This window comes from Actinoplanes sp. NPDC000266, from assembly GCF_042899005.1.
In the GTDB taxonomy this organism is placed as follows: Bacteria; Actinomycetota; Actinomycetes; order Mycobacteriales; family Micromonosporaceae; genus Actinoplanes.
In genome coordinates, this window is the sequence record NZ_JBIAZI010000002.1 from 857,602 (window position 1) to 872,628 (window position 15,027).

13 protein-coding genes are annotated in these 15,027 nt (G+C 71.9%); 9 read left to right on the top strand and 4 right to left on the bottom strand.

Annotated elements, in window-relative coordinates:
- Positions 1-199 precede the first annotated feature (199 nt).
- The 6 genes from ACFY36_RS10275 (at position 200) to ACFY36_RS10300 (ending at position 6,301) form a co-directional block, all read left to right on the top strand.
- Positions 200-1,741, top strand: coding sequence for a hypothetical protein (locus ACFY36_RS10275; RefSeq protein ID WP_499745604.1), 1,542 nt, complete (start codon positions 200-202; stop codon positions 1,739-1,741).
- 4 nt (positions 1,742-1,745) lie between these two features.
- Positions 1,746-2,771, top strand: coding sequence for a hypothetical protein (locus ACFY36_RS10280; protein WP_499745605.1), 1,026 nt, complete (start codon positions 1,746-1,748; stop codon positions 2,769-2,771).
- Complete coding sequence (locus ACFY36_RS10285; RefSeq protein WP_499745606.1) at positions 2,768-4,345, top strand: deoxyguanosinetriphosphate triphosphohydrolase family protein; 1,578 nt, start codon at positions 2,768-2,770, stop codon at positions 4,343-4,345. The genes ACFY36_RS10280 and ACFY36_RS10285 overlap by 4 nt, the downstream gene beginning before the upstream one ends.
- A 98-nt stretch (positions 4,346-4,443) precedes the next feature.
- Positions 4,444-5,298, top strand: a complete 855-nt coding sequence (locus ACFY36_RS10290) for a hypothetical protein (protein WP_499745607.1) — start codon at positions 4,444-4,446, stop codon at positions 5,296-5,298.
- Positions 5,295-5,834 carry an HAD family hydrolase gene (locus tag ACFY36_RS10295; RefSeq protein WP_499745608.1) on the top strand — a complete coding sequence of 180 codons (540 nt, stop codon included), beginning with the start codon at positions 5,295-5,297 and terminating at the stop codon, positions 5,832-5,834. The genes ACFY36_RS10290 and ACFY36_RS10295 overlap by 4 nt, the downstream gene beginning before the upstream one ends.
- An 8-nt stretch (positions 5,835-5,842) precedes the next feature.
- Positions 5,843-6,301 (top strand): DUF3052 domain-containing protein, encoded by a 459-nt coding sequence (locus tag ACFY36_RS10300; RefSeq protein WP_499745609.1) that lies wholly within the window; start codon positions 5,843-5,845, stop codon positions 6,299-6,301.
- On the opposite strand, the gene ACFY36_RS10305 is transcribed toward ACFY36_RS10300, so the two are convergent.
- Positions 6,298-6,669 (bottom strand): hypothetical protein, encoded by a 372-nt coding sequence (locus ACFY36_RS10305; RefSeq protein ID WP_499745610.1) that lies wholly within the window; start codon positions 6,667-6,669, stop codon positions 6,298-6,300. The genes ACFY36_RS10300 and ACFY36_RS10305 overlap by 4 nt on opposite strands.
- Before the next feature lie 111 nt (positions 6,670-6,780).
- On the opposite strand from ACFY36_RS10305, the gene ACFY36_RS10310 reads away from it, so the two are divergent.
- The 3 genes from ACFY36_RS10310 (at position 6,781) to ACFY36_RS10320 (ending at position 11,909) form a co-directional block, all read left to right on the top strand.
- On the top strand, positions 6,781-8,454 hold the full coding sequence (locus tag ACFY36_RS10310; RefSeq protein ID WP_499745611.1) for an ABC transporter ATP-binding protein: 1,674 nt from the start codon (positions 6,781-6,783) through the stop codon (positions 8,452-8,454).
- Positions 8,451-10,172 (top strand): ABC transporter ATP-binding protein, encoded by a 1,722-nt coding sequence (locus ACFY36_RS10315; protein WP_499745612.1) that lies wholly within the window; start codon positions 8,451-8,453, stop codon positions 10,170-10,172. The genes ACFY36_RS10310 and ACFY36_RS10315 overlap by 4 nt, the downstream gene beginning before the upstream one ends.
- Positions 10,173-10,265: 93 nt before the next feature.
- On the top strand, positions 10,266-11,909 hold the full coding sequence (locus tag ACFY36_RS10320; protein WP_499745613.1) for a S1C family serine protease: 1,644 nt from the start codon (positions 10,266-10,268) through the stop codon (positions 11,907-11,909).
- A 30-nt stretch (positions 11,910-11,939) separates the two neighbouring features.
- Here the strand turns inward: ACFY36_RS10320 and ACFY36_RS10325 are convergent, their stop codons facing one another.
- From ACFY36_RS10325 to ACFY36_RS10335, 3 genes are read right to left on the bottom strand one after another with little or no spacing between them, the layout of a single operon-like run.
- Positions 11,940-13,211 carry a hypothetical protein gene (locus tag ACFY36_RS10325; RefSeq protein ID WP_499745614.1) on the bottom strand — a complete coding sequence of 424 codons (1,272 nt, stop codon included), beginning with the start codon at positions 13,209-13,211 and terminating at the stop codon, positions 11,940-11,942.
- Between the two features lie 11 nt (positions 13,212-13,222).
- Positions 13,223-13,798, bottom strand: coding sequence for a TetR/AcrR family transcriptional regulator (locus tag ACFY36_RS10330; RefSeq protein ID WP_499745615.1), 576 nt, complete (start codon positions 13,796-13,798; stop codon positions 13,223-13,225).
- 48 nt (positions 13,799-13,846) lie between these two features.
- A complete protein-coding gene (locus ACFY36_RS10335) occupies positions 13,847-14,983 on the bottom strand; it encodes a glutamate--cysteine ligase (RefSeq protein ID WP_499745616.1) in 1,137 nt (378 codons plus the stop codon).
- Positions 14,984-15,027: the final 44 nt, after the last annotated feature.

Here is a 15,027-nt window from a genome sequence, read left to right on the forward strand (position 1 = left end):
TTCTTCAACCGGAGGGCCGCGTCATTCGTCGGCCGCACGCCCGATATCCGGTGTCGGATCACAGACGTACACACCGGGTTCTCTACGGCGTTTCGCCTATGCCGGACGACGTACCCGATGACGGCAATCGGCCGACGCGGAAAGCGACACCGGAAATCGACGATGGGAATCCGGCTTCCGCGAGGAAAGGACCACCGTCATGCCCGCCGTCACCCCGCCCGACGTGGAGATCACCGATCAGGCGCGCACCCCCGTCGAGGACCCCACGCTAGGGATCGGCGTCACCGTCGACCGCGACGGGACCCCGCCGCACCGTCTGGTCACCATCGGCGACTCGCTCACGCACGGGATGCGCAGCGGCGCCGTCTATCAGACCGAGCTGTCGGCGCCGGCCATCGTCGCGCACGAGCTGGGCTGGCTCGACCAGTTCCGCTATCCCACCTACGGCGGCCCCGGCGGCCTGCCGCTGAACATCGAGCTGTTCCTGCGCGAGCTGCAGGACCGCTACGGCGACAAGGTGGACTGGTGGGAGCTTCCGCTGGCCCTCTACAGCGCCCGGCAGTGGATGGACGGCGGCGAGGACTACTGGGAGCGCGGCCCGGGCTCGGCCGTTCCCACCACCACGAGCATTCCCCACAACCTGGCGATGTACGGATGGGACCTGCGCGACGCGCTCAGCCAGACCGCGGGCCGGATGCTGTCGCGGCTGCGCAGCCCCTCCGACGCCCTGATCAACCAGCGGATCGAGAACGACTCCGAGCGGGCCGCCCTGCGCATCTATCCCACCCAGCCGGTCTCCGGCCGCGACCGCACCGTCTTCGACCTGGCCGCCGAGCTCGGCAACGACGGCATCGAGACCCTCGTCGTCTTCCTGGGCGCCAACAACGCCCTCGGCGCGGTCACCGACCTGAAGGTCGTCTGGAGCGGCGACGGATATCGCGACCTCGACCGCAAGGGCGAATACACGGTCTGGCGGCCCACCCATTTCGTGGAGGAGCTGGCCGAGGTCGCCCTGCGCGTACGCGGGATCGGGGCCCGGCACGTCATCTGGTGCACGGTCCCGCACGTCACCATCGCCCCGATCTGCCGCGGCACCGGCGCCAAGATCGAGCCCGGCTCGCGCTACTTCCCGTACTACACCCGGCCCTGGATCAGCGACCGCGACTTCGACCCGGGCCGCGACCCGCACATCACCGCCGACGAGGCCCGCGCCGTGGACAGCGCCATCGACCAGTACAACGACGCCATCACCGACGTCGTCCGCGACGCCCGCACCGGCGGCGAGGACTGGTATCTGCTCGACATGGCCGGCGTGCTCGACCGGGCGGCCAGCCGCCGCTACCTCGACGACGTGACGGCCCGGCCCGACTGGTGGCGGCCCTATCCGCTGCCCGCCCCGCTGGCCATGCTGAACCCGCCGTACACCTCGGAGTTCCTCACCGCCGACGGCAACGGGGGCCGGGCCACCGGCGGTCTGTTCTCCCTGGACGGCGTGCACCCGACCGCGACCGGCGCCGGGATCCTGGCCCAGGAGATCATCCAGGTGATGCGGAGGGCCGGCGTCGGGTTCCGTACGCCCAACGGCGCCCCGCGCACCGAGCCGGTCGGCGTCGACTTCGCCCGGCTGCTGCGCCGCGACACCCTGGTCACCCGGCCGCCGCAGAACATCAACGCCGCGCTGTCGGTGTTCGGCTGGGCCGACGAGGCCCTCGACCTGATCCGCACGGCCGTCCCCTTCTGAAGCCATGACACAGACCCCCTCACCCCTGCAGACCTGGCCCGAGCCGTGGGCGGTGCAGGCGGCCGTCGAGGCCGACCGCATCGAACACCGCCTGCGGGCCGCGACCACCGGCACCCTGACCGGCGCGCAGGAGGTGAGCCGGGCGGCCGTCGAGTCGCATCTGAGCCAGGCCCGCGACGCGTGCCGCTGCACCTCCCGCCGCAAGCGCCGCGGCCTGCGCGACAAATGGCGCGGCACGTCGGTCGAGAGCGCGTACATGCACCTGCACGCGGCGAAGATCTTCCTGGCCGATCTGCTGCCCTGCGCCGAGTTCGAGGCGACGGTGCCCGAGGCCACCACCCGCCTGGCCATGGTGCTGGGCCCCGACGATCCGCGCCGCTGCGAGGTCGAGCGCCTGCTGAAGAACAGCCCGCCGGACCAGCGGCGCGCGGTCCTGAAGCAGGTGATGGAGACGGCCTACGACGCCCGGGACGAGGAGTACGTACGGCTGCGCGACTTCCGCAACATCATCCTGCTCACGGCCATGTCCATCCTCCTGTTCACCGGCATCCTGGTGACGGTGGTCGCGCTGTTCCCGAACGCGATACCGATGTGCTTCGAGCCGGGCGTGACGACCGCCGCGCCCAACCAGCCACCGCAGCCGAGCGTGTGCCCGAGCGGCGACCATCAACAGCCCACCGGCGGCGACATCCTGATCGTGGCCGCCCTGGGCGCGGTCGGCGGTTTCCTGGGCGCGCTCATCGCCATCCGCAATCTGCGGGGCACGTCGACCCCGTACTCGGTCTCGACGGCTCTCGCGGTCCTGAAGGTGCCGGCCGGGGCGCTGAGCGCCATCATCGGCATCCTGCTGCTGTCCGGCGGCTTCGTGCCCGGCCTGACCAACCTCGACAACCAACGGCAAATTCTGGCGTACGCCCTGTTGCTCGGCATCGCCCAGCAATTGGTGACCCGGGTCGCCGACGACCGGGCCCAGCAGATCCTCGATCACCTCCCCAGCAAGGAATCGCGCCCGGAGGCCAAGCCGTCATGAAACCCGAGAAGATCCTCAAGGCCGTACGGTCGGCCGGCGAGACAAGCATCGAGGACCTGCTCCGCCGGGTCGGCTCGGAGGCCGGCGTCAGCAAACTGAAGGTCGCGGCCGAGCTGTGGGACCTCATCCACTGGGGCCGCATCGGCCTGACCGGCGACGGCTGCGTGACCGCCCGGGGCGACGACCGGCGCCGCCCACCGCCCGCGCCCACCGGCCGCAGTTTCCGCGTGTCGGCCGAGTACCGCTGCGACGACTCACGCAGCGAGGGCCGCCTCGACTGCGACCGCGTCCTGCACTCGTACGCGCTGCACCGGCTGGCCGGCGTCACCCAGATCGTCAGCCCCGACTACTCCGGCTATCTGATGCACAGCCGGCTCACGCACTCCATCAAGGTCGGCCAGGTCGGCCGCCGGATCGCCGGCCGCCTCGCGGCCCGCACCGACCCCGCGGTCATCGAGGCCGGCGGCGGCCTGGACCCGGACGTCGTCGAGGCGGCCTGCCTGGCCCACGACGTCGGCCATCCACCGTTCGGCCACGCCGGCGAACAGGCCCTCGACAAGTACGCCCGCGAGCAGATGGACCTGCCGAACGGCTTCGAGGGGAACGCGCAGACCTTCCGCATCCTCACCGGGCTCGAGCACCGGTTCCAGCACCATCGCGGCCTCAACCTGACCGCGGCCACCCTGGACGCGGTGGTCAAGTACCCGTGGCTGCGCGAGGACCTGCCGGGCAGCCTGAAATGGAAGAAGTTCAACGTCTACCAGGTGGACTACGACATCTTCAAGAAGGTGCGGGCCCGGGTGCCCGTACCGCCGTACTCGCAGACCCTGGAAGCCTCGATCATGGACACGGCGGACGACATCACCTATGCGCTGCACGACCTCGAGGACTTCTACTGCGCCGGATCGTTCCCGCGCAACCAGATCGTCGCCGTGCTCCGCGATTTCCTGGGCGCGCGGCGGCAGAAGGCGTACGTACCCGTGGACGAGGACTTCCAGGAGCTGAAGGCGCTGGACGCCAAGCTCGCGGCCGAGCACCCCACGGTGTACGACCCCGAGCTGCTGGCCGCGGCGGCCGAGAAGGTCCTGGTCCTCATCGACTACACGATGCTCCGCCACTTCGACGGTTCGCGGGCGGCCTACGCGACGATCCGCTCCGCCTTCGCCAGCCGCACCGACTCGTACGTCCGCGGGGTGACGGCCGAGCCGAGGGGCTCGTACAAGGCGGTCACGGCCCGGCTGAGGGACGACCATTGGCACGAGGTCCAGGTGCTGAAATGGCTGACCCGCACGTTCGTCATCGACCGGGCCGAGCTGGCCCTGAGCCAGCTAGGCCAGACGCGGGTGCTGCGCGACACGGTCGCCCGGCTGGTCGAGTGGTCCGAGCTCGACCCGCGCCGCCTGCCGAAGACCCTCCAGGAGTACCAGAAGGGCCTGGCCGGCTCGCCCACCGACATCGGCCGTGCCGTCCTCGACTACGTCGCCTCCCTGACCGACGCCCAGCTCCTGACGTTGTCGAGGGCTCTGGCCGGCTCCGGCGAGCGGGGCATCGGCGGCACGTTCTTCATCCTCTGACCTCCGATCGCCCGGATCGTTCTTCCCGGGCAGAGGGGAGCCGGCCGCAGCACGCCGCTCGCACGGACAGCCGTGTGCTTCTGGCTAGGCTGGCCGGCATGCGGAGCATCAACGCGCTCGTGGTGGACGAGTACGGGGCGGTGAGCGGATTCTTCCCGGCCGGCGACCTCGTCTTCCCCGTTGATCCGGTCGAGGTCGCCATCCTGGACAACGCGGTCCGGGCCGCCCTCGGCGTGATGTGGGCCGTCTCGGCGGAGCAGATCGAGGCCTACGACTCCGGACACGGGCCGGCGCGGCCGAGCGATACCGCACGGGACGGCGGCGCGGGGCTGGACATCCTGATCGGTTACATCCGACAGCGACTGCCGGCGTTCGAGCAGGGGCTTCTCGCCCAACGATCGGCGGTGACCGGCGTAGAGCTGGCCGCCTTCGCCGGGACGCTGCGGATCACCCCGCGCGACCTGACGGCGAGACTGGCTCCGGTCGACGTCGGCGGCCGGCCCACCATCCCGGCCGTGACCAGGACGACCCTGGACCGGACGATGGCGAAGCTCAACCACCCCTACGTCAGCGGGCCGATCGCTGAACACCTCCGCGAGCACGCGATCGCCGTCGCCACCGAGGTCTGGCGGCCGGTGATCGACCCGGTGGCTCTGATCCCGGATCCGGTCCGGAGCGCGTGGCAGGTGGATCCGGACCGCTGGCCCGGGCACCCACCGATGGTCACCGCCGACATCACCGACCTGGTGCTGCTGGCCGCCCTCTGCGCGGTCGGTCCCGCGGCCGAGACGGTCACCACCACCGGCGATGAGGCGTGGCGCGAGTTGGGCCGACCGGACGACCCCGACCGGGTCCCCGGCGGGGGCGTGATCGTCCAGCCGGGGATCGACGTCGAGCGCTTGGACTACGCGCTGAGGCCCGAAACGGCGTTGCTCGCTGTCAATCAGGCATGACGACAGGCGTGGTCTTCTTCGACGTGGACGGAACGCTCGTGCCGGGGATCAGCAGCGGCCAGCACCTCGCGAACCGGCTCGGGCACGCTGAGCAGTGCCGGCAGGCCGAGGTCGGGTACGACTCCGGCCTCCTGACCAATCAGCAAGCCTCGATCATCGACGCCCGCGGCTGGGCCGGCTGGACACCCGCCGACGTGCGCGGATTCCTCGACGACCTGCCGCTGGTGGCCGGCATCCCCGAGACGATCGCCTGGTGCCGCGCGAACGACCTGCTGCCGGTCCTCGCCACGCTGGCCTGGGAACCGGTCGGCGCCTACCTCTGTGAACGGTTCGGGTTCGCCCGGACCTGCGGTCCGCGGCTGGAGATCATCGAGGGTCGCTTCAGCGGCGAGGTGGCCGAGCACACCGACGAGTACGGGAAACGCGACTACGCCGTGCGGGTCGCCGCCCACGTGCGCGCCGAGGGCGGTGACCTGCGCACGGTCCTGCCGCACGTGTCTGCCTGGCGGGGTGCTTCCGGCTCATTGGCCGGCTGATTCTCCAAGTGCACGCGAAGGGGGCGGCTGACATGGCTGGTTACTCGGGCACGCCGCTGCATCGCAAGCTTGGAATCAAACCCGGGCACCGAGTCGCGCTGCTCGGCGCGCCCGCCGGTTTCGCCGCCACTCTCGGTGAGCTGCCTGAGGCGGTCGTCATGGTGCCCGGTCTGGATGTCGACGCACCGAGCGATGTGATCGTGCTGTTCGTGACCGGACGCCATGAGCTGCGGGGTCGCCTCGACGAGGTCAGAGCGGGCATGGCCCAGGACGGTGGCTTCTGGGTCGCGTGGCCGAAGCGAGCGTCGAAGGTACCCACGGACGTCACCGAGGACGTCATCCGCGAGATCACACTGCCGACCGGGCTGGTCGACAACAAGGTATGCGCGATCGACGAGATCTGGTCGGGGCTGCGGCTGGTCATCCGCCGCGAAAACCGAAATCCACCCACCACCAGCGCTCTTTAGAAGGGTGGTGCGTCGGAGCCCGGTGTCAACGGGATCCGTTCGCGGTTACCGTTTCGCTTCTCCCGCGGCCAGCGGTCGTCGATGACTGCGGCCGCCTCCTCGCAGTCGTCGCAGGCGTTGTCCCGGGCCGGGGACCACGGGTACGGCGAAGCCGTCGCTTCGTCCCGGTAGCGACCGCACAACGTCGCTCCGAAGTAGCCGTATGCGTGGGCCTCGTCCGCTGGGACCTCGGCCCTTTCCCAGCGGGTGGTGGGCGGCTCGTGCTGCTGCCGCGTGATGTCGCCGGAGCGGGCCCACACCGTGGAGCGCGCGTAGCACCACGTGCACGCCCACTCCTCGTCCGGGTCGGGGCTCGGCAGTCGCCTCATCTCGTGCCCGCACACGTCGCACCGCAACTCGATCGGCTCCCGTCCGGGTCGATGAAGGCCACCCGCAGGGCAGGCTAGCCTTACTTGATCTTTAAGTGAGGAGCTCGGCGGTTGTCCAGACAAGGTAAGCCAGGCACGGCGATCCTGCGCAGGGCCGTCGCCCGGCAGGGCAAGCGCCTCTGGACCGGGACCGCCCTGGCCGGTTTGTACCAGTTGTGTGCGGCTCTGGTGCCGGTCCTGATCGGTGTGATCGTCGACCGGGCCGTCGGCCACGGCAGCTGGAGCGCGCTCGCCGTCTGGATCGGGGTGCTCGCCCTGATCTACCTGGTGCTGGCCCTGTCCTACCGCTTCGGCGCGCGCAATCTCCAGCGGGCCATCGCCGAGGAAGGGCACCAGCTGCGGGTCGAGGTCGCGGCCAAGATCCTGCACCCGCGCGGGCTGCGGACCGACCAGCGCTCCGGTGACCTGCTCACCGTCACCACCACCGACGCCGAGTACACGTCCTACTTCCTCGACCACATCCCGCGGATCACCAGCTCCTTCGTCGCCGCCTCGGTCAGCGCGGTCACCCTCCTCGTGATCTCCCTGCCGCTCGGGCTGATCGTGCTGATCGCGACGCCGATCGTGCTGGCCGCCCTCAACCTCACGGCCCCGCTGATCGCGCGCCGCGTCGCCGACCAGCAGAGCCAGGCCGGCAAGGCCACCTCGCTCGCCACCGACCTGGTGACCGGGCTGCGCCCGCTGCGCGGCATCGAGGGCCAGGACGCCGCCGCCGAGCGTTACCGGACGGTCAGCCGCCGGTCGCTGGCCGCCACCGTGCGCTCGTCCCGCACCCAGAACGCCTACCAGGGCGTCTCGACTCTGCTCAGCATGCTGCTGGCCGGCGGCATCGCGATCACCGCGGGCTGGTTCGCGCTGACCGGCCGGATCACGATCGGCCAGTTCATCACCGTGATCGGCTCGGCCCAGTTCCTGATCGAGCCGTTCGGTGTGCTCGCGGTCGTGCCGAGCTGGGTCGCCACGGCACGGGCCTCGGCCGACCGGGTCGCCTCGGTCACCCAGGCCGGGCATGTTCTGCGAGAAGGGACAAAGACCTTTTCCAGTACGCCGTACGAGCTGCGCCTGCACGACGTCTCCCACGGGCCGCTCACCGGGTTGTCCCTGCACGTGCGGCCGGGCGAGTTCGTCGGGGTGGTCGCGCACCGGCCCGCCGACGCGGAGGCCCTGGTGCGCCTGCTGGCCGTTCCCGAGACGTACGACGGCGAAATTCTCTTGAACGGTGAGCGCCTCGAAGCGGTGGACCGGGACGAGGCGCGGCGGCTGCTGCACGTCGAACCGCACCAGACGGACCTCTTCAGCGGCACGCTGGCCGAGAACATCGACCTGCGCGGAGGCGTACGTCTCGAGGACGCACTCCGTGCGGCCTCGGTCGACTTCCACGAGGAAGGGCTCGACGCGGAGGTCACCGAGCGTGGCACCAACCTCTCCGGCGGCCAGCGGCAGCGCCTCGCCCTGGCCCGCGCGCTGCACGCCCGGCCGCCGCTGCTCGTCCTGCACCATCCGACGACCGCGGTGGACGCGGTGACCGAGCAGGGCATCGCCGACGGCATCCGCGAGCTGCGGCAGGGACCATCATTCGCCACCGTGGTCATCACCAGCAGCCCGGCCCTGCTCGCCGCGGCCGACCGGGTCGTCGTCATCGGCGACGGCGCGGTCACCGCCGAGGGGCGGCACGCCGAGCTCAGCGAGAACGACGAGGCCTACCGGCGGGCGGTGCTGCGGTGATCCTCCCCGTGGCCACGCCCCGGGTGACCAGGGCCTGGGTGAGCCGTGAGTTGCGCGGCCGCCGGCTCGAGACCGCGCTCGCCCTGCTCACCGGAATGGTCGCGGCCGCCGCTTCGATCGCCCCCGCGTACGCGCTCGGGCTGCTCGTCGACCGCATCAGCGCGGGCGGCGACACCGGCTCGATCGTCCCGGTCGCGGTCGTCATCGTCGTCGCCGCCGTGGTCGGCGGCGCCGCCACCGGGCTGGCCGGCTTCCTGGTCGGCCGGCTGGGCTCCCGGATCCTGGCCGACCTGCGGGAGAGCACCGTCGCCACCGCCCTGCGGCTGCCCGCGCTGGTGCTCGACCGGGCCGGCCGCGGCGACCTGCTGTCCCGGGTGAGCGCGGACATCGCGGCCATCGACCGGGCCGTCAAGGAGGTCCTGCCCGGCATCATCTCGGCGATCCTGCTGGCCGGGCTGACCCTGGTCGCGATGGCCGGCATCGACTGGCGCCTCGGCCTGGCCGGCGCGGTCGCCGTGCCCCTCTACGTGATCGCGCTGCGCTGGTACCTCCCGCGCGCCGCCCCGTCGTACGCCGAGGAACGGGTGGCCATCGCCGCCCGCTCGCAGCTGTTCGTCGAGGGCATGCAGGGCCTGCCGACGGTGCACGCCTACCGCCTGGAGGACCGTCAGCTCGAGAGCATCGCGGCCGCCTCGGGCCGGGCCCGGGACATCTCGATCAACGTCTTCGGCTTCTACACCCGCTTCGTGGGACGCATCAACCGGGCCGAACTGGCGGGGCTGGGCGCCGTGCTCGTGGCGGGCTTTCTGCTCGTACGGGGAAATCTGGTGTCCGTCGGTGAGGTTTCCGCCGCCGCGCTGTTGTTCCATCGCCTGTTCGGCCCGGTCACGCTGCTGATGGCCACCTTCGACCGGGCTCAGGACGCCGGCGCCAGCCTGGCCCGGCTGGTCGGGGTGCTCGGCATGGACATCGAGCGCCGTACGACCGTGACGGCGCCGGCCGGGCGCGAGCTCACGCTGGACGACGTCACCTTCGCCTACAACGCGGAGCCCGTGCTGAGCGGCGTCTCCCTGCGGGTCGGCCCGGGCGAGCGGGTCGCTTTGGTCGGTTCCACCGGTGCGGGCAAGACCACGGCGGCGTCGCTGGCCGCGGGCATTCTCAAACCTTCCCAGGGGTACGTCTCGGTGGGCGGCGTTCCCGTCGCCGAGCTCCCGCCACAGACGATCGCGATCGTGAGCCAGGAGACACACGTGTTCGCGGGGCCGCTCGCCGAGGACCTGAGGCTGGCCCGCCCGGCGGCGTCGGACGGCGAGATCGAAGCCGCCCTGGACCGGGTGGGCGCGCTGGGCTGGGCCCGGGAACTGCCGGACGGCGTCGACACGGTGGTCGGCGACGGCGGCCACCAGCTGACGGCCGCCCAGGCGCAGCAGCTGGCGCTGGCCCGGGTGGTCCTTCAGGACCCGCCGGTCGTGGTGCTGGACGAGGCGACGGCCGAGGCGGGCAGCGAGGGCGCCCGCGACCTGGAACAGGCGGCCACCGCGGCCCTGGAGGGAAGGACGGCGCTGCTGGTCGCCCACCGCCTCACCCAGGCCGCCTCGGCCGACCGCGTCATCGTCATGGAACACGGCAAGATCATCGAAGACGGCCCGCACGCCGATCTGGTCGCCGCGGGCGGCCGGTACGCCCAGCTGTGGGCGGCGTGGTCGAGCCGGGCCTGACCGTCCAAGCTTCCCGCAGCAGACGCACAGCGGGCCCATAGAAAATCGAACTACACCGGAGGTGAACGAGGCTTCGCCCAGAGGGAGACTCCGGTGACCATTCCCGACCAGAACACGCCCGCCCCCACCCCGGCCGGCGAGCACCCCACGTCCACCCCGGCCGCGCACAGCGCCGGATGGACAGCGCACGGCGAGCACCCCACGGCCGCGGCGGGCCCGGGCGGGTGGCTTCCGCCGGGCGAGCACCCCACGGCCGCCACAGGCCAGGGCGGGTGGCTTCCGCCAGGCGAGCACCCCACGGGCCAGGGCGGGTGGCTTCCGCCGGGCGAGCACCCCACGGGCCAGGGTGGCTGGCTTCCGCCGGGTGGGCACCCGACGATCCAGGGTGCGTGGTCGCCGCCCGGCGGAAACTCCGCGACTGCGGGGTGGCAGCAGTACCAGCCCTCCCCTCACCCGTCACAGCCCCGGCGCCGGGCGAACCGCCTCGCCTTGGCGATCGGCGGCGGCGCGGCCGCGCTCGTGGTGGCCGCCGGGGCCGGGTTCGCGGCGGGCTGGTCCCTCCACCCGGACAATTCGGCCTCATCGGCGCAAAGTAGCGCGTCTCCCGTTCTTCCGCTCGTGCCCGGAACCGGCTCACAGTCCGGAGAGGGCGGCCTCGGCTCGGGATCGGGATCCGGCCTGGGATCGGGATCCGGCTTCGGGTCCGGATCGGGGTCCGGCTTCGGCGCCGGGTCAGGTGCGGACGGGTCCGGGTCGGGGGCGGCCGGGTCCGGGACCACCGCGGGCGGCGCCACCGCGAGCCAGGTCGCCGCGGTCGCCGCGAAGGTGGACCCGGCGCTGGTGGACATCACCACGGTGCTCGGCGCCCAGAACGCCGAAGCGGCCGGCACCGGCATCGTTCTCACCTCGGACGGCGTGATCCTCACCAACAACCACGTCGTCGCCGGGGCCACCAGCATCACGGTCACCGACATCGGCAACGGGAAGGACTACCGGGCGGCCGTCGTCGGCTACGACCGGAGCGCCGACATCGCCGTGATCAAGCTGTCCGGCGCGTCCGGCCTGGCCACCGCCACCCTCGCCACCTCGGCGACGGTGAGGACGGGCGACCCGGTCGTGGCCATCGGCAACGCCGGCGGCACCGGCGGCACCCCGAGCGCGGTCGGCGGCGCCGTCACCGCCCTGGGCCAGTCGATCACCGCCTCGGACGAGTCGAGCGGTTCCTCGGAGCAGCTGACCAACCTGATCCAGGTGAACGCCGACATCGAGGCCGGCGACTCCGGCGGGCCCCTGCTGACCACGTCGGGCCAGGTGATCGGCGTCGACACCGCCGCCTCGGCCGGCTTCAGCTACCAGTCCTCGGGCGGCGCCGGCTACGCGATCCCCATCGCCACCGCCGTCAAGCTGGCCGACCAGATCCGTTCCGGCGAATCATCGTCCACGGTCCACATCGGCGCCACCGCGTACCTGGGCATCCAGACGACCGACAGCTCCGACTACGCCACGTCCGGCCCGGCCGTCCTCGGCGTGGTCACCGGCTCCCCCGCCGCCACGGCCGGCCTCACCCGAGGCGACGTGATCACCTCGGTGGCCGGCACCAGGGTCGCCTCGGCCACCGCCCTGACCACGTTGCTGGACCGCTACCACCCGGCCAACAAGGTCAAGGTTGCCTGGACCGACGTCTCCGGCCAGTCCCACACCGCCACCGTCACCCTGGCCACCGGCCCGGTCGGCTGACAAGACCACCCACCCCGCCCCCAGACGGCCTCAGCCGGCCACGTCGACGACAACCCGGCTGAGGCCGTCCTTTCCCACCCCACCCGCATCCGCGCTCCCGCCCTCGCCGCTTCCACCCGCGCCACCTCCGCTCGCGCTGACGCTCCGGCCCGCGCGCAGGATGACGTTCTCCGGGTAGAGCTTGCCGAGCAGGGCCAGGAGGGCGAGGTCGTCAAGGGCATCGGCGTTCACGGCGACGTCACCCTCGCTCGTCCAGACCAGCCCGCCGGCGGCCAGGACAGCCGCGGGCTCGACGCTCCTCGGGGCCGCGCCCGCCGCCCCACCGGTCGGCGCGGGCGGCGCGTGGTAGGCGTATCGGTGGCCTCGCAGCGCCTGTCCGAGGTCGACGGAGGCCGGGCCCATCGCGATGTGCGCCGTTCGCACACCTTCGCCGATCGGGCCGGCGACGACCCGGGCCTCGCCCAGCTCCGGCGCCTCGGCGGGGAGCTGCTCGATGAGCGTGCGTGGCGCGGCGTAATAGTCCGCCGTCTCGCTGACGTACGCGGTGACCGGCGATCCCGGCGCCGCGGAACGCCACGTCAGCAGGTGGGCGGGCGCCGTCAGCGGCGAGGCGCCCACCACCGCCGGCAGGACCGTGCCGCCGTCGTGATCGAAGCCGTAAGCCCGCGTCCCGGGGACGGCGGCGCCCGTGACCGCCTGCCGGGCGAAGGCCACGATGCTGCTGTGCCGGATCTGCCGGAACAGCGCCTCGGCCAGGAACCTCTCGCGGGCCTCCTCGATGTGGCGCAAACCGGTCGGCGTGACCCACAGCGGCACCTCATCGGGGTTCGTGAACGGCAGCAGCGCGTCGCGCAGGAGCACCATCTGGTGCAGCCATTCGTTGAACAGCTGCATCGGCACCGGGCCGCCGCGCCGGCCCAGCAGCATGTCGGCCGCGGGCGCGGTGAGGAGATGCCCGTCGCAGTTGCTGCGGATGGCCAGCCGGCCCGCCGGCAGCGGGATCGGGTCGGTGAGCAACCGGTCGAGGGCCTGCCCGGTCCATCCCGCGATCAGCGCGCCGATCGCCGCCGCCTGGGCCGCCAGCTCACGATTGGCCGCCGACGCGGCCCGTAGCGGCAGGCTCGCCTCCCTGGTCTCGAGCCCGAGCGTCGCCTTGATCTGGTCGTCGAGCACGCCGCGGTCGAGCTCCGGGCTGGCGTCGATGACCCCCTGCAGCAGGGGTTCGCATCCGGTGAAGAACTCCCGGGCGGTCATGGTTCCCGTCTCCGGGAAGGTGTTCCAGCGGGTGCCTCCGAGCGGCATGATTGCCTCCTTCACCGCAGTGCGTCCAGGGCGACCTCCACGAGCGGTTCGAGCGCGCGCGGGTCCGGCGTCGTCTTCGACGACACGAGCAGTCCGTTCAGGAACGTGACCAGGAATTCGGCCAGTTTTCGCGGATCGCGGCCCGACCCGATCTCGCCCCGCGCGGCCGCCGCGCTCAGCACGCCGGTCAGCGCGTCCTGGCTGGCGGTCAGCGCCGCCCGCACGACGGCGCCGGTCGCGGCGTCGCCCGGCAGGCGCTCGGTGGCGGCGTTGACGAACAGGCAGCCGCGGCCGCCGTCGCAGGCGATCCGGATCCGCTCGATCAGCATGGCCCGGATCGCCGACCGGGCGTCCCCGCCCTCCTCGAGGCTGCGCAGCGCGTCGGCCGCGAGGGTCGCCCGATAGTGCTCGAGCGCCGCCCGGTAGAGCCCGTCCTTGCTGCCGAAGGCCGCGTACAGCGATCCCTGGCCGACGCCGAGGTGCTCGGTCAGGTCGCGGACCGAGGTCGCCTCGTACCCACGCCGCCAGAAGAGCTCCATCGCGCGGGCGACCACCGCCGACGTGTCGAACTCCCGCGTCCTCGCCATGAGCCGACGCTAGCAAATCTGTAACGGGCGTTCAAGAAAAGAATCCGGTCAAGAAAGCGGCCGCCCCTCCCGCAGCTCGCGCACCAGGGAGGAGACCACCGCCTTGAGGCTGCCGGCGTTGGCGTCGGCCACCCGCAACTGGCGCTGATAGCTGGCGCCGCCGGCCACGATGTCGCGCAGCCGGGCCAGCTCGGCCGTGCAGCCGAGCGACTCCGCGACCGGGGCCAGGGCCGGCATCAGCTCCTCGAGGTCCTTCGTGACCAGCAGCTCGTCGCCGGCGCCGTTCTGGATGATGATCGCCTCCATGCCGTACCGTGCCGCCCGCCATTTGTTCTCATGGACGAACCAGGGCTGGAGCCTCGGCACCTCGCGGCCGGCGTCGAGCTCGGCCGAGAAATGCTCGACCAGGCACTGCGTCAGGGCCGCGATGGCCGCGATCTCCCACGCGGTGGAGATGCCGTCGAAGGTGCGGACCTCGATCGTGCCCCACTTCGGCGACGGGCGGATGTCCCAGCGCAGCTCGTTCAGCTCCTCGATGACGCCGGTGTGGGTCAGGTCGGCGACCAGCTCCTCGTACTGTCGCCAGTCGGTCAGACAGGGCGGCAGCCCGGCCGTCGGCAGCTGCTGGAACATCAGCGCCCGGTTGGAGGCGTACCCGGTCCGCTCGCCCGCCCAGAACGGGCTCGACGCGCTCAGCGCCTGGAAGTGCGGCAGATAGGTGAGCAGGCCGTCGATGATGGGCAGCACCTTGCGGCGGTCCTCGACCGCGACGTGCACGTGGACGCCCCAGATCATCATCTGGCGGCCCCACCACCGGGTGCGGTCGATGAGGGTGTCGTAGCGGGGTTTACCCGGTGTCACCTGCTGCTGGAACCACTGGCTGAACGGGTGGGTGCCGGACGAGATGAGGTCGACGCCCATCGGCTCGGCCAGGTCGCCGATCCGCTCGGCCAGCCGGGTGAGGTCGTCGACGGCATCGCGCGCTCGCCGGTGAGGCGCGCTGACGATCTCGACGGTGTTGGTGAGCAGCTCGCTCGTGACGTGCGGAAACCCGTCCGCGATGCCGATCTTGGCCAGGAGCTCGGGCGCGGCCGGGGCGAGCTCGCCGCTGCGGCGGTCCACACAGGCGATCTCCCACTCGATCCCTAGACGCGATCTGTCCGACCGGGCGAAGTCGATTCCCATGCCCATACTGTACGTAGTCGAGGTTGCTCAGAGCGTCACGGCGG

What these genes read in the sequence shown, in the direction of transcription:
- ACFY36_RS10275 (WP_499745604.1), top strand. Translation starts at nt 200, where the DNA reads ATGCCCGCCGTCACCCCGCCCGACGTGGAGATCACCGATCAGGCGCGC.
- ACFY36_RS10280 (WP_499745605.1), top strand. Translation starts at nt 1,746, where the DNA reads ATGACACAGACCCCCTCACCCCTGCAGACCTGGCCCGAGCCGTGGGCG.
- ACFY36_RS10285 (WP_499745606.1), top strand. Translation starts at nt 2,768, where the DNA reads ATGAAACCCGAGAAGATCCTCAAGGCCGTACGGTCGGCCGGCGAGACA.
- ACFY36_RS10290 (WP_499745607.1), top strand. Translation starts at nt 4,444, where the DNA reads ATGCGGAGCATCAACGCGCTCGTGGTGGACGAGTACGGGGCGGTGAGC.
- ACFY36_RS10295 (WP_499745608.1), top strand. Translation starts at nt 5,295, where the DNA reads ATGACGACAGGCGTGGTCTTCTTCGACGTGGACGGAACGCTCGTGCCG.
- ACFY36_RS10305 (WP_499745610.1), bottom strand. Translation starts at nt 6,669, where the DNA reads ATGAGGCGACTGCCGAGCCCCGACCCGGACGAGGAGTGGGCGTGCACG.
- ACFY36_RS10325 (WP_499745614.1), bottom strand. Translation starts at nt 13,211, where the DNA reads ATGCCGCTCGGAGGCACCCGCTGGAACACCTTCCCGGAGACGGGAACC.
- ACFY36_RS10330 (WP_499745615.1), bottom strand. Translation starts at nt 13,798, where the DNA reads ATGGCGAGGACGCGGGAGTTCGACACGTCGGCGGTGGTCGCCCGCGCG.
- ACFY36_RS10335 (WP_499745616.1), bottom strand. Translation starts at nt 14,983, where the DNA reads ATGGGAATCGACTTCGCCCGGTCGGACAGATCGCGTCTAGGGATCGAG.